We start from the raw sequence: 26750 nt of genomic DNA on the forward strand, positions 1-26750 counted from the left end.
TCACTCCAATCTAATAAGACTATACTTATATAATTCTACATTTACCTTAATATCCCTTTTATGTATTTTATAGAGAAAGGTCGTGTTTTATGATTTCGAAACTCACATTTGGCTCTAAAAAACCTACTGTTCATTATGTATTAAGGCCTAGTTGCTATGCGGTTATTTTTAATTCATCTGCTTCAAACATAGCCATTATCCAAAAAGGAGAACGCTTCTTTTTACCTGGTGGCGGTATGGAAAGTAAAGAAACAAAAGAAGAATGTTTACATCGTGAATTACTAGAGGAGTTAGATTGGGCAATTGAAATTGATCAATATATCGGTAATGCAGCACGATATTTTTATGCGGAAAAAGAAGATACACATTATTTAAATGATGGGTTCTTTTACATTACGAGCATGGTAAACAAGCAAACTGAAACATCTGAAGAAGATCATGTTTTACAGTGGATGCCTCCATTACTTGCTATAGAGCTTCTAATTCATGATCATCAAAAATGGGCCGTTGAACAAGCGCTTTTATTACGAAACAAAAAATGATCTCCTTCTATATGAAAGAGATCATTTTTACTGTTAGCTTACTTTTTTCAAATTGAGAGCTGGCTTTTTGATTCCGCCTTTTTTTACAACATATAAACCGATGAAGATTATAAACCCGCCAACTAGCTGCATCATATTGATTTGCTCTCCAATTGTTACAGCTGCAAAGATAACTGCGAACAATGGTACTAGATACATATAAACCATTACTTTCGTTGAGCCAATTTTACTAATACCGACATACCACATTGCAAGTCCGAAGATTGTCGCAAAGACGATTGAATATGCTAGTGATCCCCAGCTTGGCGTATCTACTGGCCACGTTAATGTATTTACGTTGAATAAACAGTATGTAACGAGAGGTACAATTCCAATTAAAGTAGACCATGATGTGACTCTCATTGCGGAATATTTTGTGATAAGTGGTTGCGCTAAAATGGGATACCATCCCCACGCAATTGCTGCGACTAATCCAATTACATTTCCGAGCCACGCATACTCGTATGTAGCTCCTCCCGTATGCCCTGTTAATAAAACGAATGCTGCACCAATAAACGCTATTATTGAACCAATTTGTACTTTCATCGAAAAACGTTCTTGTTTGTGCAATACTGCTAATATCCCTGTAAAAATAGGTGACATCGCAATTAATAATGAGGCGTTCGTTGCGGAAGTATATTTTACAGATAGCATAAACATCGTTTGATACATTGTCGTTCCAACGATACCGACTGCTAGTAATCGTAACCAATCTTTTCTTTCAATGCGAAGTGAGCGTTCCATTAAAAATGTAATAAGTAATAATACCGGAGATGCTACTAAAAATCGTAAACTATTAAATTGAATGGATGACATAAATGCCACGCCATACTTTCCAATTGTATAATTTGCTCCCCATACTAATGCTACTGATACTAGGAGCCATTCCATTTGCCATCGTTTCATCCGAATCTCCCCTTCCCTATTTAGCATAGTAAAATTGGCTGGATATAACACCGTCCAATTGGCTGTTTTTTTACCCAGCCAATTTGTTATACTTGATGTAGTTAAGAGATGCGGAGGCGTTTGTATGGAATGGAAGCTAGATAACGACAGTAAAATCCCAATTTATCAGCAAGTTGTTGACTTTATTGAAAGACGTATTACATACGGAGAGCTTCCCCCAGGTAGCTTCCTCCCTTCAGAACGGAAATTAGCTACGCAGTTAAATGTAAACCGAAGTACGGTAACGACTGCTTATAATGAACTACGTGCTATGGGAATTGTAGAAAGTACGACCGGTAAAGGTACACGTGTGAGTACACATATGTGGGGTGTTTCTCCAACATTAACGCCGAACTGGAGAGGTTTCGTAGAAGGTGGTACTTTTTTACCAAACTTACCATTACTTCGCCATATTCGGGCAGAAGTACAGCAAAATGAGAACATTATAGATTTCGCAAACGGAGAGCTCGGTTGTAACCTCTATCCCCACGATCAACTACAAACAATTTTACGAGAACAACCGTTAACGCAGTCATTAAGTTACGATCACCCTCAGGGCTATCTCCCGCTAAGACAAGCGGTAGTAAAATATATGAAGGAATATTTAAAAGTTGAAGCGACCGAACAATCGATTATGATTACATCCGGCGCCCAACAAGCACTTCACCTTATCGTACAATGTTTATTAAACCCAGGTGATGCGGTCGCTTTCGAAAGTCCATCGCACTGTTATTCCTTACCGCTATTCCAATCAGCAGGTATTCGTATTTTCCCATTACCTGTCGATGATCAGGGTATTAATCCAGACGATGTGCAAGAATTATATAGAAAGCATCGTATTAAAATGATCTTTTTAAATCCAAATTTCCAAAACCCTACGGGAACGATGCTGCATCCAAACCGTAGAAAAAAACTTTTATCACTTTGTGCAGACTTACGAATTGCGATCGTTGAAGATGATCCATCTAGTTTACTTACGTTAGAAAATAAACAACCTTGCCCTACTTTGAAATCAATTGATGGAAATGGAACTGTCATTTATGTACATTCCTTATCAAAAATGATTGCACCAGGTTTACGAGTTGGATGGCTTGTCGCTCCGCAGTCAGTAGTAGAGCGATTATCTGACGCACGTCACCAAATGGAATTAGGAATGAGTATATTCCCCCAGTGGCTTATGCAGCAATTTTTCGAAACTGTACCATTCCAGTCACATATCGTACCGTTACGAAAACAACTAGCAGAAAAAAGAGATATTATCGTCCGCGCTCTAAACGAGCAACTGCATGATAAAATCTCTTTTTCCAATCCGACCGGTGGTATATACATATGGGGAAAATTAAACGAACCGATAAACGAAAAACAACTTATTATGCAAAGTTTAAAACAAGAAATCGCCTTTATGCCGGGCAGTATTTTCGGTGCAAAAGATGGTTACATTCGTTTGTCTTATGGAAAAGTAAATATTGATCAAATTGAAGAAGGTATTTCTCGTTTGCGTGAAGCTATTTTAGTTTGTGAAAAATAACATTAAGTAAAGAGATTTCGTTTGACAAAAGCAAAATCTACCATTATTATCAACACGAACCTATTTATCCCGCTATTTGTGGGCAGTAAAACTCACACCTCAAAATTCAGCTGGAACAAAGAAGTTAGGTGGGAGATTAACTGCCCGTAAACGCCCGATTGGTTCAACTAATAATCAGTGGGGGATGAACAACCCCCCACTGATTAAAGTTTCACTTTATAGGAGTGATAAAAATGAAAATTTACGTAGATGCAGATGCTTGTCCTGTAAAAGATGTGATTATTTTTGAAGCTACGAATGCAGAAATTCCTGTTACCCTCGTTACTAGCTTTTCTCATTATTCTAATGCAGAACAGCCAGCAGGTGTGGAAACAATTTATGTTGATTCTGGAGCAGATGCTGCGGATTACCGGATTATGCAGTTAGCAAAAAAAGAAGATTTAATCGTAACGCAAGATTACGGTCTTGCTTCGCTTGCTTTAGCAAAAGGCTGTATCGTTCTACACCATAAAGGCTATAAGTATACGAATGAAAACATTGACCAACTGTTACAAACACGTTATTTAAGTGCAATGGTTCGAAAAAGCGGCAAGCGTACAAAAGGGCCAAAACCATTTACAGCAGAAGATAAAGAGAAATTTAGAGAGCTCTTTAAAAGTATAATTTCACTTTAGAAATGAATCTTCTATTTGTAGGGAAAACTTTTCAAAGAAAAGAAGAGAATATCCAAATGAACATTCTCTTCTTGAGGTTTACCCGTTTAAAAAGAAGGTAAATTATCTAAGTTATTCTCTTTTATACCATCTGGTTCACTACGTATAATATCCCTACCATACTTATGAAATACGTCCACATGAGCTAACTTCCCTGATTTCGCTTCATTAAGAGCAGTAATATAATCTAACTCTCTACCACTACTTGTCTTAAAAGCAATTAAATCACCTTCATCATTTTTACGAACTGCAACAATTTGTTCTGCTCCTGAATTGACTTCATTGTCTACTTCAAATTGAGCTTGCTCTTCTCCTTGATGTAAGTAATCATTATAAACTTTTTCAAAGTCTTTTTTGTCCATAAATTTCACCTCCAACACATTTTATTAGTATGGTTGTGAGGTGTTGGTTTTATGTACCTTTCTCTTAACAAAATGTATTTTTATTTATTATAAGTTTTGAATCATATATTCTAATTTAAATGCTTTTTTTTAATACCTACGCAAATCCTTCAAAGTCTCCAATATATCATCTGTAAAGGCAGTAGCACCCTCATTCTCTAAAGCTGTAAAATATAAACTTCTTAAGAAAGACCTAATATTTTGTACTAAAATAGCATGCTGAGGATGTCGGATGTCTTCAACAATTGCTATACTATGTAGCCAGTTGCTCCACTCTTCTTCAGTTAAAAGGTTTTGATTACGTAACGACATAATTGGCGTTACTAATCTCTCATCCTCAAAGTGTATGTATACGTAGTCATTCATACGAACTTTTTGACGAACAGCAGCTAGTATTGCATATGAAAACTCACGATTTTGTATTGTACGTGCTAAAGCATCTAGTGCATCTGCCGCATGTGCAGTTGAGTGTGCCCAACCTTTTCCTTCTACGTAACCTCTTACATCTTCTTCTAAATAGACATATTCCAGCACTTGTTCTGCTACACTGTACAGTTGTTCTTCAGATAACAATGGTTCTCTTTCATGAACAGATAAAATAAGTGGTGGAATTAAAACAGAGAACGCACGTTTAAAAACAGAATCTGTGCCCTTTTCACCAATTTTATAAAATAAATAATCAGGACTAATTGCTTGTAACATTAATCCTCGTAATTCTTTTTGTCTAAATACATCATTTGTAATCCATTTGTGAAGCGTACTATAAATCAAATCATCACGTAATTCAGCATCAGGTGATCCGATATAATCTAACATCCACTGTGCGTATGGATATGCGTCTACGTCTTCTGGCACAGCATAATTATTATTTTGAATTTGTTGTAATTCTTCTTTTAGTTCTAGTACTTCTGTCATTATATTTCCTGTCCCCTTTTTACGTTTTTCAACTTATTTTCGCCTTATCCCCTGTAATTTCCCTCATAAAATTAAGTCGACTTTTAATATAGTTTTAGTCCCTATCTTTCTATGAACTTGATTCAATTATATAAATTTCTCCCGAGAAATAAAAGGAAATACATTGGAACACCAAAGCTTCTCACTTTGTTTACATGCATTTCATGTAAGTTTAGGCTATAAAATAAAGTATTTTTTTCATTTGTATTCAAACGTAGTTACAATCAAAATTCAAATCATTTTAGAACTTGTTTAATAAATTCTGTTTTAGCTTTTGTGTATGCTTCTCTATCTTGGTTAAACCTTTTAGCTAACTCTTGCTTTAGATTTGAATAATCATAAACTAATTGTGGATTTTCTCGTAAGCGGTTACGAAATAAAAGTTGTTGCTCCCATCGTTCAGTTCCTTTAATCATCAAATGCAGATGAGCTACACGCCTATTATTCTTCACTTTCACAAAGAACCTTCTCCAAGGTCTTTCATCTAATTCCGGGCCTACATAATGCCAATCATATATAGACAATTCTGCTGAAATATCGAGCACTCTATCAAATGAGTCTGTTTCAGCCATTAGATCAATGATAGGTTTTGCAGGTAAACCAGGTATGGATGTACTTCCTATATGTATTACTTTTCTAATACCGAGAGGAGCAAGCAGTTCATAAAGTTGCTGTTCTTCATATCGGCCTTTATCTTGCCAATCAGGTTTTGCATTAACTATCTCTACTGACTCATTCGCCCATACAGGCCAATCGTTCGGATTATCTTTTTTATCCACCCAACACATCCCCTTTCACGAACTTTTTGTTATATAAACGATTTTATATTCCTTTAAATACAACTTCCGGATTCTCAAAATCACTATTAGAAAATACAACGTCCGCACACTCTTTCGGATTATGCTCGTCTATATACATCTTACAAGCTGCATGATACCTGTTCAAAAACATCTTTTCAGCTTCTTCATAACTTCCAAAAGCTTCAGTTTCTCGCTTTGCACCACGTTTTCTTGCAATCTCAAAATCTGTATCTACAAAAATTTTATAATCAAATAGATGCTCAACTTCTTTTTTCAATAGAAATGTTCCACCTACTATTAACACCATATTTGGCGAGGCCACTAGCGGCTCATTATGTACAGGGATATCCGTTATTAAGTTATGAGAAATCGTTTCATACTGTAAATTCCCATTAGGTCCTAAAGGTTTTAATAGCCTTTCTTTGAAAGCTGTATAATCGTGTGCGTCTTCGTAATACCCTCTTGCGGACTCTTTTCCTTGTGCATAACGAATCACTCTAGGGTTATGAAAATCGTCAATGCTGGTGCGTATTACTTGCACTCCCCGATTTTTCATTTCCTCTGCCAGTTCGTTTGCAAATGTTGTCTTTCCTGAAGCTGTTATACCATTTACTCCAACTCTTATTGGATGGGTTAATTTTAACGTTAAAATATGATTAGCAATTTCTTTCATGTATTGTTTTCGGAGCATGACATTCCCTCCTGTATATTGTTTACATAATATAATTGCAGTAAATTAAATTTATCGCTATTTGTTGGTAAATCGATATATTGAAAAAAATCGTTGATATATTTTAAGTTATGATAGATATATTTTTATTGATTTATATTTTCCTTATTTCCCCTTAAAACCTCGATATAAAGCAGTCCGTAATTCTTGCTTGTATTCTTCAATTTCTGGCATATCCAGCTCCTCAGCTAGTCGGATGGCTAGTTCAATATCATATGGTACACGCACGAGTTGAATGGAAAAGCTTGCTGCTTCTTTTTCATTGTATGTTCCTTCAAAAATTAAATAGGAAGCTTGTGTAATTTCAAGTGGATTACCTACACTACCAGCATTACATAACGTTTTCCCTCTAAAATTTTGCACATACGCCTGATGAACGTCACCGTAACAAACGACATCTGGTTTTCTTTCCCCTTCTATATTCTCTGTCAACTCACTATTTTCGAACATACTAATACGCTCTTCTCTTGTTGCATGCGGTTGAATTCTTTCATACAAACTTCTCGGTGAAGCGTGGAACATACGAATCAGTTTCCCACTCATATAAAACTCGATTGAAAATGGTAAGCTTCTTAAATACTCATTTTGTTCTTCTGACAATTGTTTTTGATGCCATTTTAACGCTTCAAATTCAGTTGGTTTTGTAATGAAATCATCCCAGTTTCCCATTACGGTTCCTTCACATTCTTTACGAACAATTTCAATTACTTCGCTAGAATGGGGGCCTTTTCCTACTAAATCCCCAAGACAAATAATGCGATCGATTCCTCTTAATTTAATATCTTTCAGCACAGATTCTAATGCCGGAATATTACCATGTATATCTGAAATTACCGCAATTTTATCCAAATGAATCCCTCCGTTATTTATTGTTTATTATATCCTCATGTTGTGATTGATACCATTTTGGAATATAAGATGAAAAATGATTATGCTCTTCTATAATTCGGTTCAATCTTTCTTTCACATCCTCTACTAAATGCGGTGTAGTTCGGTTTGTCCATACGATATCCGCTGGGAATGTCATCGCTGCATATAATGAATACAGTTTCCAAAAATGGAGTGAAGGTTCACCTCCGCAATAACCGTGAACTTGACCAACCGCAAATGGTTTGCTTATTCTTGTAGTAAAAATCGCTACGTTATAAAAATCATGTATTGGATCGCCAAAATCATATCCACCAAAATCGATAACGATAAACTCCTTATCGTGAATCATACTATTCGCTGGATGGAAGTCATCATGTAAAAATGTGATAGGACGATTTTTTAATAAGTCTCTATGATTCTCTACAAAGGTTAATACTGGCTTCATATCTAGAAAGTCTACCTCTAAGTCTGCTAATGCTTTCAAGTATCTCTCGTACTTGTTCCACTGAAACGTTTCCCACGAAGCAATGACATTCTCTTTTTCTATTGTATGAATTCTCTTTAAAACTTCTCCAGCTCTTTTCCCCGCAGCATACTGCTCTTTCACCGATAACTTGCCTAAACTCTCTTCTCCATTTACTCCGTCAATCCATTCAAATATTTGAACGCATTTATTTAATTCTTCAAGTCTTATGAAATGAGTTAATTTTGGCGTCGGGATATGTAATGACTCCAACTGTTTCATATACGTATATTCTTCTTGTTTTCGTTCAAAATTTGCAGAATCACACACTTTTACAAAATACGTTTCTCGATTCTCTAATTCAACTTTATATTTCTCTTCATGTGAAAAACCTTTTGTAATAGCTGTACATTTTACAATATGAGGCCACCCTAGTTTTCTCTCTATCTCTCTTAACATTTCTTCCACAAAGTTCACCTCTATTCATATATGTACAAACTACCTAACACCTCATACTCTCGTTTATTTCCCCCTTTAAACTCCACTGCAAAAGGATATTCACCCTGGTTCTTTATGCGTTCTTGCACTAGCCCTTCCCCAATCGGTTCACAAAATTGTACGCTAATATTTCCAAACGATACACTTTGACATTCAGCATTCCACTTTACATTTTTTGTGACCGAGCTTGCTGTTAGTCCCATTACTTCTTTCCATTTCCGCACTGTTTCTCGAACATTTTTCACCGCATAATGAATCGTTTCAATTTCTTGTACTTTATTTTTATGTTCAGTGATCGTCCCTATTTTACGTAAATCGTTTCTTCTTTCTTCGTCCGTTTCATTCCACTGTATAAAGAAAGGTAATTTCGGTCCGTTCTCTTCTTGCTTTACAAATAACATTTTCCATTCTAAAAGCCGACCATCTTTTCTCATCCGTTTCCCTTCAAATGGTCCTATCGTATGTAAGCCGTGCTTATTAAACTTATTTGCTAGTTCTTCAATTGCATCTGTTCGAATTGCGATTTGTAGCATCCCTTCTCCATTTTTTAATTTCACCACTGTTTCTTGTACTAATGGATTTTCCGCTTCTTTCGCTTTTTCTTCATGCTGAACTGCTAAAAATTCTATATATGATAAATCAAAATAACATAAACTATTCCAAGTACCCCAAGTCGTATGCTCACCGCCTATTGCAGTATGAAATCCATGCTCCTGCATTTGTTTTGCCGCTTCCCCCGGTGTACAATGCACTGCGTGAACGAGATGATCAAATGCTAACATATTCTTTCTCCCCTTTCTCTCCATCCTTTCATTGTATATTTTATTTTTCTTTCATTCAATTCCAAAAACTTAAAAACCTAGTTGATTTATAAGATTAATATGCATTATAATAAAACAAATTAATATGTTGCTGATTGGAAAAACCAAAGGCACTTTTCTCACACGGGAAAAGTGCCTTTTTCATTTATTATTACAGGGGGATTATTTATGCAGAAATTAATTATCTTTGCTATTATTGGATTTTTCGCTCAATTGATCGATGGCGCACTTGGTATGGCGTACGGGGTAACGTCTACCTCACTATTATTAATGTTTGGTATCGCACCAGCTGTAGCTTCCGCATCAGTTCATTTAGCTGAAGTCGTTACAACCGCCGCTTCTGGTGCATCTCACATCAAATTTGGAAACGTTGATAAATATACAGTTTCTAGGCTTACATTACCAGGAGCAATTGGCGCATTTATTGGAGCATGTTTTTTAAGTAATTTACCTGGCGATGTAATTAAACCGTACATTTCCATATTTTTATTTACTTTAGGGGTTTATATTTTATTACGATTCATCATTCAAAAACAAATTGTTTCTTCAAATAAGCGTATGTCTGCAAAACAACTTGTACCACTTGGCTTATTCGCTGGATTCGTCGATTCAACTGGCGGCGGTGGTTGGGGGCCTATTACGACACCTGTTCTACTTGCAAAAGGAAATGATGCTAGAAAAGTTATTGGATCTGTAGATACGAGCGAATTTCCTGTTTCACTCGCTGCAACAATCGGCTTTTTCATCTCACTTGGCTGGGAACAAATAAGCTGGGTTTGGGTATTTGCCCTCATGCTTGGTGGTATTGTTGCCGCACCAATCGCCGCATGGTTAGTACGCATCGTTCCTTCTCATTTACTTGGCGTACTCGTTGGCGGACTTATTATCTTTACGAATATTCGTACACTGCTTACTACATTTAAAGTTGATCCAACTATTATTACACTTTCTTATGTTGCAGTTGGTCTTGTCGTTATTATATCTATTTTTATTGCTGTTCGTAATCATTCCAATCGTTCTAACGTATCGACAGCCGGCTATCCGAAAGATCAAAAACAAATGCTACCATAATTAATAATAATACCGCCCGATTTACTTCGAGCGGTATTTTTTATTTTTCTATTTTCCAATTGACCATCGTTTCAGTACTATTTACTCTTTTCATATGTAATTTCTCTAATACACGAATGGAGCTATAGTTATCAAGGAATGTCTCCGCTATAATCGTTTCCACTTCCCCTGTTTGAAAAGCCCATTTCATTAATTCACTAACTGCTTCTGTTGCATACCCTTCATTCCAATATTTCTCAATAAATCCGTAACCAATTTCTACCGTATGTTGCTCATTCGGTTTCCCTTTAAATCCTATATCACCTAGAACAACATCATCCTCTTTCCGAATAACATACCACGCGCCCCACGGTAATACAGCCGCATCTTGTTTCAAATTTTCTACATGTCCTAAAATATGCGGGCCACTATTGTATCCTTGATTATTCGCAATTTGAACCCACTCTTCCGTACACGGGATAATATGTAATCTTTCCGTTTCTAATTTCATAATGATGTCCCCTTTTCAATTAAACAATACTACAATTTTACTATAAATATATAGAATATTCATTCTTTTTTTTGCGTACGCATATGTTTATTCTTTGAAACAAAATAAAAAACTAATCCTTTTTGATATTTTTGTCGAATTATATATTCTGAATTTTCTTTTAATTTTAAAGGATTTTTCAATATTTTTTGCGAAACATTTGTATAACAATTTTTTCTTTGCTTATTGTTACATAACAGTAGGTTCGGGTGGAGTTTTGCAAGCGTTTCCTATACAATAACCGATAATTTTTGACTTTTCCTAACAAAATCCCTTGCAATATATTCAGAAAATCATTACAATTGCCATATATTAAAAATCATAGCAATATATAAATCCTCATCAATCCGATGAGGTAGAGGTTGCGACTTTTAAAAGTAAAATGGACGAGACACAGCGAATGTCACTGACTCCGTTTGAAAGGAAAAGTTGCCGAAGTTTATATTTCTTCTCTGGAAATATGAGCTGGGGCTGTCTCCGAAAGGAACAGAACTGTCACGTTTACAAAATTACCGTGTAAACGTGGTGTGCTATCTTAACGGAAGGGTATGATGGGGTGGTTATTTGTGAAACGTTCCGCCTAATTCCTTTGGCGGTTTTTTGTATTTTTCTCCCCCGCTCCTTCCTAACCTACAAGAAAAGGAGTGTTGAACATGAATAGCGCAACAAATCAATCTACCTCTAAAACGCAAACTACACAAGGACAAGGTGAATTAAAACGCGGATTAAAATCTCGTCACCTTACGATGATTTCTCTCGGTGGTACAATCGGTACCGGATTATTTCTTGCCAGTGGTGGTGTTATCCATTCAGCTGGTCCTGGCGGTGCATTAGTCGCATATGCCGCAATTGGAATTATGGTTTATTTTTTAATGACAAGCTTAGCAGAACTCGCGGCTTACATGCCTGTTACTGGATCTTTTAGTACTTATGCAACAAAATTTGTTGATCCATCACTTGGTTTTGCACTTGGATGGAACTATTGGTATAACTGGGCAATTACGATTGCAGCTGAACTAGCGGCCGTAACATTAATTATGAAATTTTGGTTCCCAGATACCCCTTCTCTTATTTGGAGTGGACTTTGTTTAGCTATTATTTTTCTCTTAAACTATTTATCTGTTAAAGGTTTTGGTGAATCTGAATATTGGTTCGCACTTATTAAAGTAGTTACTATTATTATCTTTTTAATTGTCGGTTTTATGATGATTTTTGGAATTATGGGCGGCGAATCTGTCGGCTTTAAAAACTTCACTGTTGCAGATGCACCATTTAATGGCGGCATCATGGCAATTATCGGTGTATTTATGGCTGCTGGTTTCTCATTCCAAGGAACTGAATTATTAGGAGTAGCTGCTGGTGAAACTGCTGATCCAGAACGCAATATTCCAAAAGCAATTCGTTCTATCTTTTGGCGTATTATATTATTCTACATTTTAGCAATTCTCGTTATCGGTTTATTAATTCCTTATACGACTGAAAGCCTTGCAGCAAGTGATGTTACAGTAAGTCCATTTACACTTGTATTTGAAAAAGCGGGCGTTGCCTTCGCTGCTTCTGTTATGAACGCTGTTATTTTAACTGCAGTACTTTCTGCTGGTAACTCTGGAATGTACGCATCAACTCGTATGCTTTGGGATTTAGCTCGCCAAGGAAAAGCACCTAAGTTCTTAGGAAAATTAGATAGCCGTGGTGTACCTGTTAACGCATTAATCGCAACATCAGTAGTTGGTAGCGTCGCTTTCATCGCTTCTTTATTCGGTGACGGTGTTGTATACATTTGGTTATTAAATGCTTCTGGGATGTCAGGATTTATTGCTTGGGTAGGGATTGCTATTAGTCATTACCGTTTCCGTAAAGCTTATATTGCACAAGGGAAAGATTTAAAAGATTTACCATATCAAGCGAAATGGTTCCCGTTCGGTCCAATCTTTGCATTTACACTTTGTGTTATCGTTATTTTAGGTCAAAACTACGGAGCATTTACGGGAGCATCTATCGACTGGAACGGTGTACTCGTTTCTTACATCGGTTTACCACTCTTCTTAGTACTATGGTTAGGATATAAATTCACTAAGAAAACGAAAGTAATTCCACTTGATAAATGTGAACTGAAATAGAATAAAGTATAGCAAAACGAGCAAACAAATTTGTTTGCTCGTTTTTTTATTACAATCCCATTTACTTCCCTATTTCTTATCTTTTTGCAATAATAAAGTAAATACACTTAAAGGTTGGGATCACATGAACATTCGTATTACTGATGAAGCAAAAGCTGCTATACATAGATTAGAACGTGAAGACAAAAAGATTATTCGCATTAGAGGGACAATGACAAACTCTTGTAGCATTTTTGTTGATGTTGATTTAATTTGGGATACATATCATGCAGATGATGTTGTATATGAAGATGCGGATCTTATCGTACAAATGGATTCATTCACGACAGATTACACTGGTGATACTGTGAAACTTGATTATAAGACGACAGGTTTTAGTATTACGACTCCTAGTGAGACTTTGGTGTATGGATTGTCGATTAAAAAATAAACATTGTTTTTATCCGACCAATGGGGTGAAAAAATGGGCAAATATGTTCCGTTAAAATTTTTATTCAACGAAGAATTAGCAGAAAAAATGGCTGATTCTATTTGTAAACACGATCCTAATTTCTCTAAAAGAAACTTTGTATCTACCGTAACATGTAAAGTTGAAAATTTAGAGTTAAAGCAACGTATAGAAGTAATAGCAGATGAATTACACTATGCATTACAAAAAGAATTTAATGAAGCAATACATATATTACTGAAAACATTGGGACCAGAAAATACTACAGAAGTAGGCACATTTACAAATGGTTATATGTATATGCCTATTGCAAAATACGTTGAAAAATATGGGCTTAACGATTTTGAATCCTCTTTCAACGCAATGTATGAAATAACAAAAAGGAATACTGCTGAATATGCCATTCGGCCTTTTCTTGAAAAATATCATGAAGACACACTAGACATATTACAACAGTGGATTCATGACGAAAACAGCCACATTAGAAGATTAGTTTCCGAAGGTACAAGACCGAGACTTCCTTGGGCTAAAAAAATTGGAGCTCTGAAAGATGACTTTAGAAATAATTTAAAGCTTCTTGAGCTATTAATGAATGACACTTCTAAATATGTCCAAAAATCAGTAGCCAATCATATTAACGATATTACAAAAGAAGATAAAGAACTCGTTTTTCAATGGTTACAACAATTACGCGATAAACAGCATCCTGTTAACCCTTGGATTATAAAACATGGGTTAAGAACGGTAATAAAAAGTGGGAATTTGCCAAAAGATTTTTCTTTTTAAGTATTTTATACAAAAACGCTTATGCTTCAAAAATGAAGTATAAGCGTTTTTTCCTTTTGAATAAAGCAATTATAAACGTAAAAAGTTCTTTAAAATTCTTCTTTATACCTTTATTTTACTAGCTCTTCTATGTTATTACTTTTCTTGATTTTTTCTGATGATAGCCAGAGTGAATAACTTGTTCCATCCTTGTTCCTTAAAAATATGTTAAATTCCTTATTATATAGTTCTTCTTTAAGAATAGTAACTACTTTTCTCAAATCCTCTATTACATATGAATCATTTCTATATTTTATCTCACTGTCATTGAAAACTAAAGTCAATTCATACTCTAGACAATTGCCGTCTTTCGGGTGTGAACAAGTAATATCTTCAATTCCAAAACGATCATTTTGAATTTCATTTAACCTTTCGCCTACTTTTGTTTCAGTTTGAATCAAATATGTCCAATAACCGCTTACGGTGTTTTTCATTGTCAAAAACAGTTCTTCTTTCGTTATAGCTTTTTGCACATTATAAAAAGGTAAGCCTATAGATTCACCATTATAATCCTCAATTTCAAGTTTTGTTATCTTTCTATTACTCTTCTGAATGAATTGGATTAGAGCATATAAACGATCTAATTCTTTTGATTCAAATTGACTGTAATCAATCTTGTCACTCGTTTTTAAAGTTAATAATAACTTATCAGTTGGTTTCTCCTCTATATAATCATCATCCACTATATATTGAAAAACATTTTTATTTTCAGGTTCCACGTAACCTAATTTTTCAATTTCTTCTAGCATTGGTTTAAATTCCTTATATTCCTCATATGTTTTTTTCCCGTATTGATATTCATCACCTTTTATTGTTGAATATAAGATGCCATCTACCTCTACTCTAAATTGAATATTTTTGTTATTTTTCGCTTGAACAGTATGGTATGTATGTCCCATATTCCCTTCATGTATAGCACCCCAATCTGTTACAACCACATCAATTCCGTGCTTTTTTTTCACATATTTTTTCACCTGATCTTCATCTTCATAATTACAACCACTTAAACATAAGAAACACAACACTAGCAACATTACATTTTTCATTCTTTTCATCTAGCCCCTTACCCTTTTTTCCTAAAAATAAAATATTCCATATATAAACAATACTAAATTATCGAATGTTTTCAAACAATTAAAACGTTTTTATATTCAGTTTATATATCTATTTCTTGTATTAATAAAAATATCCCCATAGGTTTCACTGTATAACCCCATCCAAAATTTGATCGTACTTTCACCTTCCCTAATAACTTCAAAGGATTTTCACTCGATACTCCCGAATATATAAATAACCATTCTCGCAAGGAGCTAATTTATATGAATCTATTCGAACACGAAACGTAAAACCATTCCACTTTAATAAGAGGCCCTCCTTTTTTCTTTTCTCATCATTTCATTTACTTATAAAATAGGAGGATACAATTATGAAACGTGATCCATTATTTTCGGCACTATTAGAAAGTGCTAATACAAATTTTAGTGGCTGGGATTTTTCTTTCATTTCAGAAACTGGCCGTATAAATAGCGAGCCCCTATCATGGTCATACGGTAGCACTGCTTTCCAGCTTATGCAACGTGCAAAATCAATGCTAGATATGGGGACTGGTGGCGGAGAGTTTTTATCTATGTTACAACCGTTCCCGTCAACTATTTATGCGACTGAGGGCTATGCTCCGAATGTCCCAATTGCACGAAAGAAATTAGAACCTTTAGGAGTTATAGTCGTAGAAGTGACTGATGATACTGCTTTACCATTTCAAGATGGTCAGTTTGATTTAATTGTGAATCAACATGAATCCTATTCTGCTTCTGAAGTGAAAAGAAGTCTTTCCACCAATGGAACATTTCTTACACAACAAGTCGGTGGTCTTGATTGTGCGGAACTGAATGAGCAGTTTGGCACACCGCTGAATAGCGAATTTTCAAGTTGGTCACTCGAAACGGCATGTAGTGAATTGAGGAAAAGCGGATTTACAATTTTAGAAGCGAAGGAAGAGTTCCCTCTTCAGCGTTTTTATGATGTCGGTGCTGTTGTCTATTACTTAAAAGCAATTCCGTGGCAAATCCCTGATTTTATAGTAGATAGCTATACCGAGGAATTGTATCGCATACATGAAATTATCTTACAAAAGGGATATTTCAATGTGAAGCAACACCGCTTTATTATTAAAGCAAATTATGAAGAGTAAACTTAGAATTAGCATTCCTTGTAAAAAGCCAAATTCTTTATGGGAATTTGGCTTTCTCTTCGTATTTTAACGTTTCTTCTCTTATTGAGAAACGAGATATTTTTCATATCGTTTTTTCGTATTATCTTCTATCAAAAGTGTAGTTTTGTAATCAATAATATTCCGATTATCATATGTGAATATATGCTCTAAATTGTTGTCCTCACTTAATAATGTCGGTAAATATCTTTGCAAATTGCTAACTACACCTCTATTATCACCATCTAATATCCAATCAATTGACTTCCATTCTAATATACCTTCATGAGTGCTTACTGGCGTATCAATATGTACTCCATCTGGTAAATCAGCTAGGAATACATACATTCCTTCGCTACCCCGAGGTTCGTCTTTAACTTTAAAAATAACATTCCCTTTATACGTTACACTTGGAAGCTCTATTCCCGTTTCCTCAAAGGTTTCTCTAATGACTCCTTCGTATGGCGTTTCATACTCTTCTATTTTCCCTCCGACACCATTCCACATTCCCATTGTCGGCTTCTTGTTTCTATTTAGTAGAAGTATTCTATCTCCTTTTCTAATGAAGCAAATTGTGTACTTATACATACGATCATTTCCTTTCATTTACATCTTCTTTTGTAAGCAATTCATTTTCCACATGTGTTATTTGGCTTATTTTCACGTGAAAACACTCGCCTTATAATCCCTTACCACATAATATATAGTACAACTTTCATACGTAAACTCTTTACGTATGAAAGAATCCTTTTTAGAAAGGAGAATTCAAAATCGATAACATTAGTAGCGAATTTCTAAAACAATATTACGACAGCAACGTTTGGTTACATGGTACACACTGGTTCGGGGTTCCAATCTGCAAACTTCCTTCTGATCTCTTTTTGTATCAAGAAATATTATACGAATTAAAGCCTGATTTAATTATTGAATGCGGAACTTTTTACGGTGGTAGTGCACTATTTTTAGCTTCTATGTTAGATTTAATTGGAAAAGGTCACGTACTTACTATCGATATAACTCCGCAACCAAATCGGCCATCCCATAATCGAATTACGTATTTAACAGCTTCATCTGTTTCTGTACAGGCCGTCCAATCAATATTAAGTATGCGCAAACCTGATGATGTGATTTTAGTTATTTTAGATTCTGATCATAGTAAAGAACATGTATCGAAAGAACTCTTACTTTATAAATCTATTGTAACCACTGGCAGTTACATTATTGTAGAAGATACAAGTATTAACGGAAATCCTCTCCTTCCTGATTGGGGCCCTGGCCCAATGGAAGCTGTGGAAGAGTTTTTAACTAAAAATAGCAATTTCATAATCGATGAATCTAAACATAAGTTTTTCATATCATTTAATCCAAAAGGTTTTTTAAAGAAGATAAAGTGAAACTTTAATCAGTGGGGGGTTTTGTCCATCCCCCACTAATTATTAGCCTTCACCAATCGGGCTTTTACGGGCAGTTGATCTCCCACCTAACTTCTTTGCCCCAGCTGAATTTTAAAGTGGGAGTCTTACTGCCCGTTAATGCGGGATAAAGTGAAACTTTAATAAGTGGGGTTTTGTGAATCCCCACTTATTTTATGATTTTCATTTTCGAAAAAGGATAGTACACAAATTCCACTTTTCCTATTATATTATCTTCTTCAATATATCCTAAACCATTTCGACTATCCTTACTTTGTTCACGATTGTCTCCCATTACAAATAACTTATTTGGCGGAATCTTTGTCTTTTGAAAATTATAAAACACTTGTGTATTGTTATATAAATCTTTATTTATATAAGGTTCATCTTGCTTTTTGTCATTTACGTATACAGTTCCATTCGTTATGTTAATTACGTCACCAGGAAGCCCTATTACACGTTTCACATAATATTTCGACTCATCCTCTTCCTTAATAATGACGATTTCTCCGTGCTGTAAGCTAGAAAAATGTACCGCAGCTTTATTTACAAATACGTAGTCTTCTTCATGTAAAGTTGGCTGCATTGATTTTCCTTCCACTTTACATAAAGTGAAAGACTGGTACGTTACTACTAGGACAAATATAAATAGTATGTACTTTCCCCAACCTCTCTTATTCTCCTCTTTCATATCCATTCCCACCTTATCAAAACACTTTTTAACTCAAAAATATATCACTGCACCTGTTCATTTGCGCAGTGATATACTACAATTTGAATTTTTTACTGTGCCTTACTCGGCTATTGTGTTACTGGGACTGGACTTACACCCGATCTCTGCGTTTTTAAATCAAAATATGCATCCAAAACCTCTTTACCAATTGCAGAATTAATACCTGATTTATCATTATTTACCCATGGCACAACAACAGAAAAAGCAACTTCCGGATCAGCATCATATGGCGCATACCCGGCGAGAGTTAAATTATAACATTTTTTTCGATAGTTGTTTTCATCTCTTCCAATATCACTTTCTCCACCGTACACTGTTTCTGCTGTCCCTGTTTTCCCAGCCGGTTTATAAGGTAATCCTTTAAAAGTTCCAGCACCGGTCCCATCTACCTCTTGGAAAACTCTTCTAAACCCTTCTTTCACATGATTTATATATGAAAAATCCATATCCACTCGATTTAACACGACTGGTTCCATCGATTGCATAACTTTCCCGACTTCCTCTGGTCTATTCGGTTGCTCTCTAATTTCTTGTACAATTTGTGGTTTCATTCGGTAACCACCATTTGCAATCGTTGACATATATTGCGCAAGCTGAAGCGGCGTATATGTATCATATTGTCCAATGGCGTAATCAAGTAAAAAACCAGGTATATTATCTGTTCTACCCATTTGACCAATCGATTCATTTGGAAGGTCAATACCGGTTGGTACACCTAAACCAAATTGTCTAAAGTAATAGCGCATTTTATTGAATGTTTCTTGCCTAATATCTAACGGATTGTTTGGTACATAATCAATCCCCGCAATCTTTAACGCCGTATTAAACATGTAGACATTGGATGAAACTTGCAATGCTCTTAAATCATCAATATCTCCAAAGTCTTTCCACGATTTCTTCGGCTTCGAACTTCCTTTAAAGTACATTGGTGCATCAAAGAAATGCGTATATGGCTTAATCGCTTCTGTTTGATATCCCGCTAATACCGTAGCTCCTTTCACCGTTGATCCTAACTCGTAAGAACTTATCATCGTTCCTAAAGCGTAGTCTTCTATTTGCATCCCGCCATCTTTATTTACAATTTTCTTTCCTGCTAATGATAGAATTTGACCATTTTTTGGATTCATCATAACGACGAATGCACGATCCATCATCGGTTCAGAAGAATGAAATGCCCTTAAATTCCTTTCAAGACTTTCCTCCACCTTTTTCTGTAAATCCATATCAACTGTTAACATTAAATTATTTCCACTTTTTCCTTTTGTCACTTTTTCAGTCCGAATAATATTTCCAGCTTTATCCGTAATATTTTTAGACTGTTCTTTCGTTCCATGTAACACATCTTCGTATTGTTTTTCGATGTAACTCTTACCAATACGATCATTTCGGTTATAATCTCGCACTAAATAATAGTCTAATTGCTCCCTTGGTAATCCCTCATTCTCAGTAGAAACACTACCAAGTACAGAACGTAGTATTTTGTCATTTGGATATTCGCGCTCCCAATCCACAGTCGTATCTACGCCTGGCAAGCTCGATAATCTTTCACTCACTACTGCATATTCATTTTGACTTACATCTTTTTTGACGATTTGTGGCGTCATTTTATATCCCGCATTCATTTTGCTTTTAATTGCTAGTACTTCTATATCCTCTTTCGAAAGCTCGTTTAATTCTTCTTGTGTAATTCTTTCTCGTCTCAACTCTTCTACTTTCTTATCTAAGTCTTTCCCTTCTATTTCCTGTTTCCTAAATTTACTCTCATCTTCTTTCGTTACTTTTGTTGCTGCACGTTTTTCATTTAACTGCATCCAAAAGTCTTTTTTATCTGTCTCTGTTAACTTGTCCATATCTTCTTGCGGCATTTCAATTAGCTGTGCTAAATTTCTTGCCACTATTAAAACCTCTTTTGAGTCCACTCCTTTCATCTTCGTATATGTAACAGTTCGTAACGGTTTATTATTTACAATAACTTTCCCTTCCCGGTCAAACATCTTCCCTCTCGGAACTGGAGTACTCACCGTTACATCTTCCTTTTTATTCACTTCATTTCGATACGTTTCTCCGTCAATGATTTGTACTTTACCTAATTGAATAATAATAGCTGAAAATAAAAGAAAAACGATAAAAAATAGTACATTTAACCGAAACGGAATATGAGTCTTTTTCTTTTTCGACTGTTTCTGTTTCTCCTTTTTCTGTCTCATTTTGCTCCCTCGCTTCATTCTATTAACATTTCTACGCATGAACCATTATGTATTAAATTTATTTATATGCTATATATAGAATTTTATATTAATTACAAAAGAAATAAAAGATTTAATTTTCAGTTTTTGATTTTCTCATCCTATTTATTACCATTCCCCTTATACGCAATAACATGAATATAATTCATACAAAAAAACTGAGGTGGACATCATTCACCTCAGTTTCTTTACGAAAACAAAAACTTATTTAATCGAAGATAACCCTTTGGCAAATTCACCAATCTTATTTTGAAAAACAAAATCAAAATTGTATTCTTGCCCTGTTAACTCTTCATTTACTAAAATTGTTGTTGCACCTACTTCTCTCTTTGCGATTTCTGGGAATGAAGCGACAGGTTGCACTTTTAATGACGTTCCCATTACGAGAAGTACATCTGTTTCATATAAACGTTTTATTGCATTTTGATATTGTGGCAGTGTATCTCCGTATAAAACAACATCTGGGTTTAGAATGAAATTACACTTCCCGCAACGCGGTACTTCATGATCAATCATATATTGTAAATCATATCCCGTTTTACACTTCGGACAATGTGCAGTTTGAAGTGTTCCATGTAAATCAATTACATGTTTACTACCACCTACTTGATGCAAACCATCAATATTTTGCGTTAAAATCGTTATGTCTTTCCCTTGTTCTTCTAGCTCCGCTAAAAAGCGATGCCCTCGATTTGGTTTATATTGATGAAACGTATTAATTTGAAAGATTTCTTTATAATGCTTCCAAAACTCTTTCGGATTTCTATTATAATAGCCTCTCGACAAATACATCTCTACATTCGCATCAGCATATAATCCATTTGCTGAACGAAAATCTGGGATACCACTTTCCGTACTTGCACCAGCACCTGTTAACACTGTAATTTTCTTTGCTTTTTCTAATATCGAACGTACTTCCTCATATTGCACAAAAATCACCTCTATGTATATTCCTAAACTTATTATACCAGTTGTTTACAGTAGGTGTTGTACAATTCATTTTACTTAATGCGTCGCGCCCCCGCATTCAACAATATCTACTTCTACCTCCGTTGTCATCTCAACTGCTAATTGTATTCCTTTACTAATCGTAGAAAGTGACATACTCGGTTGACCTGGATAGTTACTCGCTTGCTCTGGTAAGAACGGAATATGAATAAATCCGCCTTTTATTTTCTTATCATGTTTTTCTAGTTCGTGCATGAGACCATAGAATAAATGATTACAAACGAATGTACCTGCAGTTTGTGAAACTGATGACGGTATGCCTTCTTCGCGAAGTTTTTTCACGATTGCTTTCATAGGAAGTGTAGACCAATACGCGGTCGGTCCTTCTTCTACAACCGGCATATCCACTGGCTTGTTCCCTTCATTATCAGCAATTCTTGCATCATCGATATTAATTGCTACACGCTCTATCGTAATATCTGATCTACCCCCAGCTTGTCCAATACATATAATAATGTCAGGCGATAACTCTTCTATATATGCTTTTAATATTTGTATTGATTTATGAAATACGGTTGGCACTTGTTTACTAATAATCTTGTACTCTCCGATTGTTTTTTCATGCAAACTCTTTGCGACTTCCCAAGCTGGGTTGATGCTTTCTCCGCCGAACGGATCAAATCCTGTTACTAATACTGTTTTCATAGTTTCACTCTCCTAATTAGAAACGATATACAAGGCCGTACATTATAAACATATTTATAATGAAAATGGAAAGAGCAATTGGTACTTGCGCCTTAATGACTGCATTCTTATCTTTCAATTCTAACAGCATCGCCGGAACGATATTAAAGTTTGCCGCCATTGGAGTAAGCAATGTTCCGCAATATCCAGCAAACATACCGAGTGCTGCCATAATAGCTGGATTCCCGCCGTGCATTTGTACAATTAGAGGTAATCCGATTCCGCCAGTAATTACTGCAAACGCTGCGAATGCATTCCCCATTACGACTGTAAATAGCATCATTCCTAAACAATACGCCATAACAGCAACGAATGGATACTCTGTCGGTAACACTTGTCCGACTAAATCAGAAACAACTTGTCCAACGCCAGACTTCGCGAAAATACCGCCAAGTGCCGCTAACATTTGTGGTAAAATAACTGCCCAGCCAACAGCTTGTAATAACCTACTTCCTTCTTGAACAGGCGTTGTTATTTTCGCTTTTGTAATACGCATCGCTGCAATGAATGCGAGTAATGCCCCTAACGCTAATGCAACTAATGTTACTTTATCTGGATCAACAAGCGCGACATTTCCCCATTTAATTTTTCCTAATGTTAACGTACCGATAATTGTAAAAATAGGTATTAATATTGCAGGCATGAAAATTTTATTCTTTAATTTCTCAGCATGTTTCACACGTTCTTGTACTGGTACTTCTTTCTCCTCTGATTTTGTTACTTTATTTAATGAAGCTAACACGACCATAGCGAGCACAATACAGCCCACATAAAATGAAGGTATGACATTTCCGAATAAAAATGTAACTGCAAACAATGCCCAAAATAAGCTAGAACCGAATCGGTTTGGGTGTTCACGATCAAATGCAATACGAACAGCGATAAATGCAACGATTATCCCTAATACATAATAAATTGTATCCATTGTTATGATGTTCATCTTATATAGCCTCCTTCTCTTGGTTTTCTTCTGCCTTCATTGTTTTCTCTATATACTTGTCAAACCTTCTAAACCTAATCCAGCTCACAATAAGTGCCGATATCGCAGTTGGAATGCCCCAAAGCGCCATATCCCATACACCGACATGCATACCTACTGAATCGAAGAACCCTTTCATTAATAAAATGGCACCAGTTGCGATAAAAATATCTTCTCCGAAAAACCAAGCTGTATTTTCCGCAGCTGCTGCATTTGCTTTTATCTTTTCTCTCAATTTTTCAGGGAGTTTACCATATTTACCTTGCGCAGCTCCTTCTGCCATTGGCGCAACAAGCGGTCTTACCGTTTGCGCATGACCACCAATATTTAGTCCAAGTGCTGCTGATGATTCTCTTATCGTAAAATATGACATTAATACTCTTCCAGTTGTTGCTCCTTTTGATTTCGTTATAAGTGCTTCTGCTCTTTCTTTTAAACCATAACGCTCTAAAATTCCGATTACCGGTAAAGTTAATATGATTGGCATAGACATATATCTGTTTTCTATGAAAAATTTACCGAACATGCTGATCACATCATAAAAACTTAAGCCTGAAACCATACCAGTAACAATACCCGCAACCATAACTACTAACAGTGTATTTAGCCTAAATAAAAACCCAACCGCAACAAGTAAAATCCCAATTAATTTCACCAATTTTAACACTTCCTCTCATTTTTAATCCCGCTAATTAAAGTTTCACTTTATTTGGTGCGCATATAGAAATACCATTAAGTTCGAATGTTCTGTATATTTTTCCCGCAAATTGGACTGCTTTCTCTCCATCCCCGTGTAAACATATCGTTTGCGCTTGAACTGCTACTTTCCCCCCATTAACCGATTCTACATACCCTTCTTTCACCATTTGAAGTACTTGTTTTATTGCTTCATCTTCATTTTTTATAAGAGCATTTTCTTCTGTACGGCTCGTTAAAGTTCCATCCTGCTTATACGTGCGATCAGCAAAAGCTTCTTGTACGAGAGTTATATTATATTTTTCTGTTGCCTTTATAAATGCCTCACTATTCGCTAATCCGTAAAGTAATAATCCAGGATTAATATGATAAATTGCCTTTGCGATTGCATCCGCAATTTCCGAATCAGTTGCCGCCATATTATATAAGGCACCGTGCGGTTTTACATGTTGCATTTTCGCTCCGGCAGCTTTAACAAATCCGTCTAATGCGCCAATTTGATATAAAACATAATCGTATACTTCACTTGCTGAAACATGCATGTTCCTTCTTCCAAATCCAATTAAATCAGGAAATCCAGGGTGTGCCCCTATTGCTACGTTTTTCTGCAGGGCTTTTTCAACCGTTTGCCTCATAACGGACGGATCACCCGCATGAAAACCACAAGCAACGTTTATAGAGGAAACGAACGGAAGAATTTCATCATCATTCCCCATTTTATAAGCTCCAAAACTTTCTCCTAAATCACAGTTTAAATCGATTTTAGTCACGATGTTTTCCTCCTAATCTCAGCTTCGTAAAGCGATGAATTTCTTTAATAGACTCATACTTGTTTCCTGCTTTATATATAATTGTGCAGCTTCTTCCATAGTTATTTTTTCAAAAGTTACGTAGTCTCCTGGTTTCAGCTGCGCTAGAAGAGGTAAATCTACTGAAATTACATTTCCAATTCTCGGATAACCACCTGTCGTTTGTCTATCAGCCATTAATATAATAGGCTGTCCACCATTTGGTACTTGAATTGTTCCGAATGTAACTGGGCTCGATAAAATTTCTATCTCTTCAACTCTATTTAAAACATCTCCGTCAAGCCTATATCCCATGCGATCAGCATAATTGGACACTTTATACTCTTTCGAAAAAAACGACTTTATACTTTCTTCTGTAAATTGATCATATTCAAAGTCTGTTATGACGCGAAGAATAGGATGCTTCTTATATTTTGGTAAAGCATTGTTACAAATTGCCCACTTCGTTTTTATACGCTTTTCTTCTTGTAAATTTTGAATGAAACGACTTGCAACTTCTGCCCCTGTACCAATTTGAAAATAATCTCCTTTTTTCAGCATTCTCCCTTCAATACCGCCAAGAGCAGCACGTATGTAAGTACTTTTACTTCCCATCGTACGATCAATATTTATACCGCCCGCAAAAGTCACATATGCTCTGCAACCGCTTTTCGCTTTTCCGAGACAAAGCATGCTTCCTTCTTCAGCTAATATAGGGCGCCATAATGGAATGCGTTCTCCATTTAATAACGGTTCGATATCCGCACCGCCAATCGCAAGCAAAGTCGTTTTCTTTATTAACAATTTAGGTCCCATTATTGTAATTTCGAGTCCAGCCTCATTCTCCTCATTACCTACTAACATATTAATCATCCTGAGCGCACTTTTATCCATAGCACCGCCAACAGGTACACCGTATTGTTGATAATGAGATCGCCCTAAATCTTGGACTGTTGTAAACATTCCTCCATGCAAAATCTCTACATCCATTCTTTAGCCCCCTCAAGCGATACGTACTCTTCTTTTGTTATTGGTATAAATCGTAAATACATACCACTTTGAATATATGTTGGTGTTTCTTCTTTTGGATTAAATAGAGAAATAGGTGTTCGGCCGATAATATTCCAGCCTCCTGGTGTTTCAAGCGGATAAATACCCGTTTGATTTCCGCCAATCCCTACTGAACCAGGAGCGATTTGTAACCGTGGTGTTTCTTTTCTAGGTGTTTCTAGTTCTTTTGATAATCCCCCTAAATAAGGGAATCCAGGTGTAAAACCTAACATGTACACGAAATATGTTGTTTCACTATGTATTCGAATAACATCCTCTACTTGTAATCCTTGATAATGCGCAACTTCTTCTAAATCAGGTCCATATTCTCCCCCGTAACACACTGGTATAGAAATATGTTTCACATCTCGGTTTACTTCTTCTCTATATGAATCACACAGCTCCTTTATATACTGGCAAACGTGATCATATGGTCTTTCACTTCTCTTATTTCGCTTCCATACTTCGTACAAATTGTAGTACACCGCTAATGAAGTAAACGACGGAACGCATTCAACCATTCCTGCAAACGGATGTTGCTGCAGTGCTTGAAATAATCGTTGCACTTTTTCGTATATATCCATCCCAATTTCTTCACCAAATGTAACAATAATTGCTTGATCCCCTAACGCAGAAAATTTCATCCCA

29 protein-coding genes and 1 riboswitch are annotated in these 26750 nt (G+C 35.7%); of the genes, 9 read left to right on the plus strand and 20 right to left on the minus strand.

The window, feature by feature from the left end:
* The first annotated feature begins 89 nt into the window (after window positions 1–89).
* Entirely contained in the window at window positions 90–542 is a 453-nt protein-coding gene (locus tag SB773_RS19265) for an NUDIX hydrolase (protein WP_410591471.1), read from the plus strand.
* Window positions 543–575: 33 nt separating this feature from the next.
* Here the strand turns inward: SB773_RS19265 and SB773_RS19270 are convergent, their stop codons facing one another.
* A complete protein-coding gene (locus SB773_RS19270; protein ID WP_410591473.1) occupies window positions 576–1487 on the minus strand; it encodes a DMT family transporter in 912 nt (303 codons plus the stop codon).
* 124 nt (window positions 1488–1611) lie between these two features.
* Here SB773_RS19270 and pdxR point away from each other — a divergent pair, with 124 nt between their 5' ends.
* Both pdxR and SB773_RS19280 read left to right on the plus strand, forming a co-directional pair.
* Window positions 1612–3054: a MocR-like pyridoxine biosynthesis transcription factor PdxR gene (pdxR, locus tag SB773_RS19275; RefSeq protein WP_410591475.1), complete on the plus strand. Its 1443-nt coding sequence runs from the start codon at window positions 1612–1614 to the stop codon at window positions 3052–3054.
* Window positions 3055–3287: 233 nt separating this feature from the next.
* Window positions 3288–3728, plus strand: a complete 441-nt coding sequence (locus tag SB773_RS19280; protein WP_410591477.1) for a YaiI/YqxD family protein — start codon at window positions 3288–3290, stop codon at window positions 3726–3728.
* A gap of 86 nt (window positions 3729–3814) precedes the next feature.
* Here the strand turns inward: SB773_RS19280 and SB773_RS19285 are convergent, their stop codons facing one another.
* From SB773_RS19285 to SB773_RS19315, 7 genes are all read right to left on the minus strand, one after another.
* The gene (locus SB773_RS19285) at window positions 3815–4129 is read right to left on the minus strand and encodes a DUF3892 domain-containing protein (RefSeq protein WP_410591479.1); all 315 of its coding nucleotides are present in this window, start codon (window positions 4127–4129) and stop codon (window positions 3815–3817) included.
* 129 nt (window positions 4130–4258) lie between these two features.
* Window positions 4259–5083 (minus strand): DUF2785 domain-containing protein, encoded by an 825-nt coding sequence (locus tag SB773_RS19290; protein ID WP_131245592.1) that lies wholly within the window; start codon window positions 5081–5083, stop codon window positions 4259–4261.
* 275 nt (window positions 5084–5358) lie between these two features.
* Entirely contained in the window at window positions 5359–5901 is a 543-nt protein-coding gene (locus tag SB773_RS19295) for a GrpB family protein (RefSeq protein ID WP_410591482.1), read from the minus strand.
* Window positions 5902–5944: 43 nt separating this feature from the next.
* Window positions 5945–6613, minus strand: coding sequence for an AAA family ATPase (locus SB773_RS19300; protein WP_410591484.1), 669 nt, complete (start codon window positions 6611–6613; stop codon window positions 5945–5947).
* A gap of 144 nt (window positions 6614–6757) precedes the next feature.
* Window positions 6758–7501: a metallophosphoesterase family protein gene (locus SB773_RS19305; RefSeq protein WP_410591486.1), complete on the minus strand. Its 744-nt coding sequence runs from the start codon at window positions 7499–7501 to the stop codon at window positions 6758–6760.
* Window positions 7502–7514: 13 nt separating this feature from the next.
* Window positions 7515–8453 carry an aminoglycoside phosphotransferase family protein gene (locus SB773_RS19310; protein WP_410591488.1) on the minus strand — a complete coding sequence of 313 codons (939 nt, stop codon included), beginning with the start codon at window positions 8451–8453 and terminating at the stop codon, window positions 7515–7517.
* 11 nt (window positions 8454–8464) lie between these two features.
* Window positions 8465–9265 carry a VOC family protein gene (locus SB773_RS19315; protein WP_410591490.1) on the minus strand — a complete coding sequence of 267 codons (801 nt, stop codon included), beginning with the start codon at window positions 9263–9265 and terminating at the stop codon, window positions 8465–8467.
* Between the two features lie 207 nt (window positions 9266–9472).
* Here SB773_RS19315 and SB773_RS19320 point away from each other — a divergent pair, with 207 nt between their 5' ends.
* On the plus strand, window positions 9473–10375 hold the full coding sequence (locus tag SB773_RS19320) for a sulfite exporter TauE/SafE family protein (RefSeq protein ID WP_410591492.1): 903 nt from the start codon (window positions 9473–9475) through the stop codon (window positions 10373–10375).
* A gap of 40 nt (window positions 10376–10415) precedes the next feature.
* Here SB773_RS19320 and SB773_RS19325 read toward each other — a convergent pair whose 3' ends face one another.
* Entirely contained in the window at window positions 10416–10865 is a 450-nt protein-coding gene (locus tag SB773_RS19325) for a GNAT family N-acetyltransferase (RefSeq protein ID WP_410591494.1), read from the minus strand.
* A 387-nt stretch (window positions 10866–11252) separates the two neighbouring features.
* A riboswitch (Lysine riboswitch) is annotated at window positions 11253–11445 on the plus strand.
* Between the two features lie 112 nt (window positions 11446–11557).
* Between SB773_RS19325 and SB773_RS19330 the strand changes: the two genes are divergently transcribed.
* The 3 genes from SB773_RS19330 (at window position 11558) to SB773_RS19340 (ending at window position 14258) form a co-directional block, all read left to right on the plus strand.
* On the plus strand, window positions 11558–13024 hold the full coding sequence (locus SB773_RS19330) for an amino acid permease (RefSeq protein ID WP_016091686.1): 1467 nt from the start codon (window positions 11558–11560) through the stop codon (window positions 13022–13024).
* A 124-nt stretch (window positions 13025–13148) separates the two neighbouring features.
* Window positions 13149–13454 (plus strand): iron-sulfur cluster biosynthesis family protein, encoded by a 306-nt coding sequence (locus tag SB773_RS19335; RefSeq protein ID WP_131245586.1) that lies wholly within the window; start codon window positions 13149–13151, stop codon window positions 13452–13454.
* Between the two features lie 33 nt (window positions 13455–13487).
* Window positions 13488–14258 carry a DNA alkylation repair protein gene (locus SB773_RS19340; protein ID WP_410591497.1) on the plus strand — a complete coding sequence of 257 codons (771 nt, stop codon included), beginning with the start codon at window positions 13488–13490 and terminating at the stop codon, window positions 14256–14258.
* A gap of 110 nt (window positions 14259–14368) precedes the next feature.
* Here SB773_RS19340 and SB773_RS19345 read toward each other — a convergent pair whose 3' ends face one another.
* Window positions 14369–15352, minus strand: a complete 984-nt coding sequence (locus SB773_RS19345; RefSeq protein ID WP_410591499.1) for a hypothetical protein — start codon at window positions 15350–15352, stop codon at window positions 14369–14371.
* Window positions 15353–15723: 371 nt separating this feature from the next.
* Here SB773_RS19345 and SB773_RS19350 point away from each other — a divergent pair, with 371 nt between their 5' ends.
* Entirely contained in the window at window positions 15724–16488 is a 765-nt protein-coding gene (locus SB773_RS19350; protein ID WP_410591501.1) for a class I SAM-dependent methyltransferase, read from the plus strand.
* A gap of 81 nt (window positions 16489–16569) precedes the next feature.
* Here the strand turns inward: SB773_RS19350 and SB773_RS19355 are convergent, their stop codons facing one another.
* Entirely contained in the window at window positions 16570–17094 is a 525-nt protein-coding gene (locus tag SB773_RS19355; protein WP_131245583.1) for an NUDIX hydrolase, read from the minus strand.
* A 182-nt stretch (window positions 17095–17276) separates the two neighbouring features.
* Here SB773_RS19355 and SB773_RS19360 point away from each other — a divergent pair, with 182 nt between their 5' ends.
* A complete protein-coding gene (locus SB773_RS19360) occupies window positions 17277–17900 on the plus strand; it encodes a cephalosporin hydroxylase family protein (RefSeq protein WP_078178857.1) in 624 nt (207 codons plus the stop codon).
* A 187-nt stretch (window positions 17901–18087) separates the two neighbouring features.
* On the opposite strand, the gene lepB is transcribed toward SB773_RS19360, so the two are convergent.
* From lepB to pxpB, 9 genes are all read right to left on the minus strand, one after another.
* Window positions 18088–18609 (minus strand): signal peptidase I, encoded by a 522-nt coding sequence (gene lepB / locus SB773_RS19365; protein ID WP_002142345.1) that lies wholly within the window; start codon window positions 18607–18609, stop codon window positions 18088–18090.
* Window positions 18610–18719: 110 nt separating this feature from the next.
* Window positions 18720–20876 carry a peptidoglycan D,D-transpeptidase FtsI family protein gene (locus SB773_RS19370; protein ID WP_410591575.1) on the minus strand — a complete coding sequence of 719 codons (2157 nt, stop codon included), beginning with the start codon at window positions 20874–20876 and terminating at the stop codon, window positions 18720–18722.
* Between the two features lie 225 nt (window positions 20877–21101).
* Complete coding sequence (locus SB773_RS19375) at window positions 21102–21827, minus strand: NAD-dependent protein deacylase (RefSeq protein ID WP_044443117.1); 726 nt, start codon at window positions 21825–21827, stop codon at window positions 21102–21104.
* Between the two features lie 75 nt (window positions 21828–21902).
* Window positions 21903–22550, minus strand: a complete 648-nt coding sequence (gene pcp, locus SB773_RS19380) for a pyroglutamyl-peptidase I (RefSeq protein ID WP_410591504.1) — start codon at window positions 22548–22550, stop codon at window positions 21903–21905.
* Between the two features lie 16 nt (window positions 22551–22566).
* Window positions 22567–23529, minus strand: a complete 963-nt coding sequence (locus SB773_RS19385) for a DUF979 domain-containing protein (RefSeq protein WP_060750364.1) — start codon at window positions 23527–23529, stop codon at window positions 22567–22569.
* A 1-nt stretch (window position 23530) separates the two neighbouring features.
* Window positions 23531–24226 carry a DUF969 domain-containing protein gene (locus tag SB773_RS19390; protein ID WP_002127994.1) on the minus strand — a complete coding sequence of 232 codons (696 nt, stop codon included), beginning with the start codon at window positions 24224–24226 and terminating at the stop codon, window positions 23531–23533.
* Window positions 24227–24260: 34 nt separating this feature from the next.
* Complete coding sequence (pxpA, locus tag SB773_RS19395; RefSeq protein ID WP_044443112.1) at window positions 24261–25034, minus strand: 5-oxoprolinase subunit PxpA; 774 nt, start codon at window positions 25032–25034, stop codon at window positions 24261–24263.
* Between the two features lie 18 nt (window positions 25035–25052).
* Entirely contained in the window at window positions 25053–26042 is a 990-nt protein-coding gene (locus SB773_RS19400; RefSeq protein ID WP_410591507.1) for a 5-oxoprolinase subunit C family protein, read from the minus strand.
* A complete protein-coding gene (gene pxpB, locus SB773_RS19405; RefSeq protein ID WP_060750361.1) occupies window positions 26033–26746 on the minus strand; it encodes a 5-oxoprolinase subunit PxpB in 714 nt (237 codons plus the stop codon). The genes SB773_RS19400 and pxpB overlap by 10 nt, the downstream gene beginning before the upstream one ends.
* Between the last annotated feature and the right edge of the window lie 4 nt (window positions 26747–26750).

This window comes from Bacillus sp. SIMBA_074, assembly GCF_046534555.1.
Taxonomy (GTDB): Bacteria; Bacillota; Bacilli; order Bacillales; family Bacillaceae_G; genus Bacillus_A; species Bacillus_A mycoides.

Excerpts from the sequence above, each read along its gene's own strand:
- SB773_RS19335 (WP_131245586.1), top strand. The coding sequence starts at position 13,149 with ATGAACATTCGTATTACTGATGAAGCAAAAGCTGCTATACATAGATTA.
- SB773_RS19330 (WP_016091686.1), top strand. The coding sequence starts at position 11,558 with ATGAATAGCGCAACAAATCAATCTACCTCTAAAACGCAAACTACACAA.
- SB773_RS19320 (WP_410591492.1), top strand. The coding sequence starts at position 9,473 with ATGCAGAAATTAATTATCTTTGCTATTATTGGATTTTTCGCTCAATTG.
- SB773_RS19280 (WP_410591477.1), top strand. The coding sequence starts at position 3,288 with ATGAAAATTTACGTAGATGCAGATGCTTGTCCTGTAAAAGATGTGATT.
- SB773_RS19350 (WP_410591501.1), top strand. The coding sequence starts at position 15,724 with ATGAAACGTGATCCATTATTTTCGGCACTATTAGAAAGTGCTAATACA.
- SB773_RS19340 (WP_410591497.1), top strand. The coding sequence starts at position 13,488 with ATGGGCAAATATGTTCCGTTAAAATTTTTATTCAACGAAGAATTAGCA.
- SB773_RS19345 (WP_410591499.1), bottom strand. The coding sequence starts at position 15,352 with ATGAAAAGAATGAAAAATGTAATGTTGCTAGTGTTGTGTTTCTTATGT.
- SB773_RS19270 (WP_410591473.1), bottom strand. The coding sequence starts at position 1,487 with ATGAAACGATGGCAAATGGAATGGCTCCTAGTATCAGTAGCATTAGTA.
- SB773_RS19300 (WP_410591484.1), bottom strand. The coding sequence starts at position 6,613 with ATGCTCCGAAAACAATACATGAAAGAAATTGCTAATCATATTTTAACG.
- SB773_RS19355 (WP_131245583.1), bottom strand. The coding sequence starts at position 17,094 with ATGTATAAGTACACAATTTGCTTCATTAGAAAAGGAGATAGAATACTT.
- pcp (WP_410591504.1), bottom strand. The coding sequence starts at position 22,550 with ATGAAAACAGTATTAGTAACAGGATTTGATCCGTTCGGCGGAGAAAGC.
- SB773_RS19400 (WP_410591507.1), bottom strand. The coding sequence starts at position 26,042 with ATGGATGTAGAGATTTTGCATGGAGGAATGTTTACAACAGTCCAAGAT.
- SB773_RS19370 (WP_410591575.1), bottom strand. The coding sequence starts at position 20,876 with ATGAAGCGAGGGAGCAAAATGAGACAGAAAAAGGAGAAACAGAAACAG.
- SB773_RS19290 (WP_131245592.1), bottom strand. The coding sequence starts at position 5,083 with ATGACAGAAGTACTAGAACTAAAAGAAGAATTACAACAAATTCAAAAT.
- SB773_RS19385 (WP_060750364.1), bottom strand. The coding sequence starts at position 23,529 with ATGAACATCATAACAATGGATACAATTTATTATGTATTAGGGATAATC.
- SB773_RS19325 (WP_410591494.1), bottom strand. The coding sequence starts at position 10,865 with ATGAAATTAGAAACGGAAAGATTACATATTATCCCGTGTACGGAAGAG.
- SB773_RS19315 (WP_410591490.1), bottom strand. The coding sequence starts at position 9,265 with ATGTTAGCATTTGATCATCTCGTTCACGCAGTGCATTGTACACCGGGG.
- pxpB (WP_060750361.1), bottom strand. The coding sequence starts at position 26,746 with ATGAAATTTTCTGCGTTAGGGGATCAAGCAATTATTGTTACATTTGGT.
- pdxR (WP_410591475.1), top strand. The coding sequence starts at position 1,612 with ATGGAATGGAAGCTAGATAACGACAGTAAAATCCCAATTTATCAGCAA.
- SB773_RS19265 (WP_410591471.1), top strand. The coding sequence starts at position 90 with ATGATTTCGAAACTCACATTTGGCTCTAAAAAACCTACTGTTCATTAT.
- lepB (WP_002142345.1), bottom strand. The coding sequence starts at position 18,609 with ATGAAAGAGGAGAATAAGAGAGGTTGGGGAAAGTACATACTATTTATA.
- SB773_RS19285 (WP_410591479.1), bottom strand. The coding sequence starts at position 4,129 with ATGGACAAAAAAGACTTTGAAAAAGTTTATAATGATTACTTACATCAA.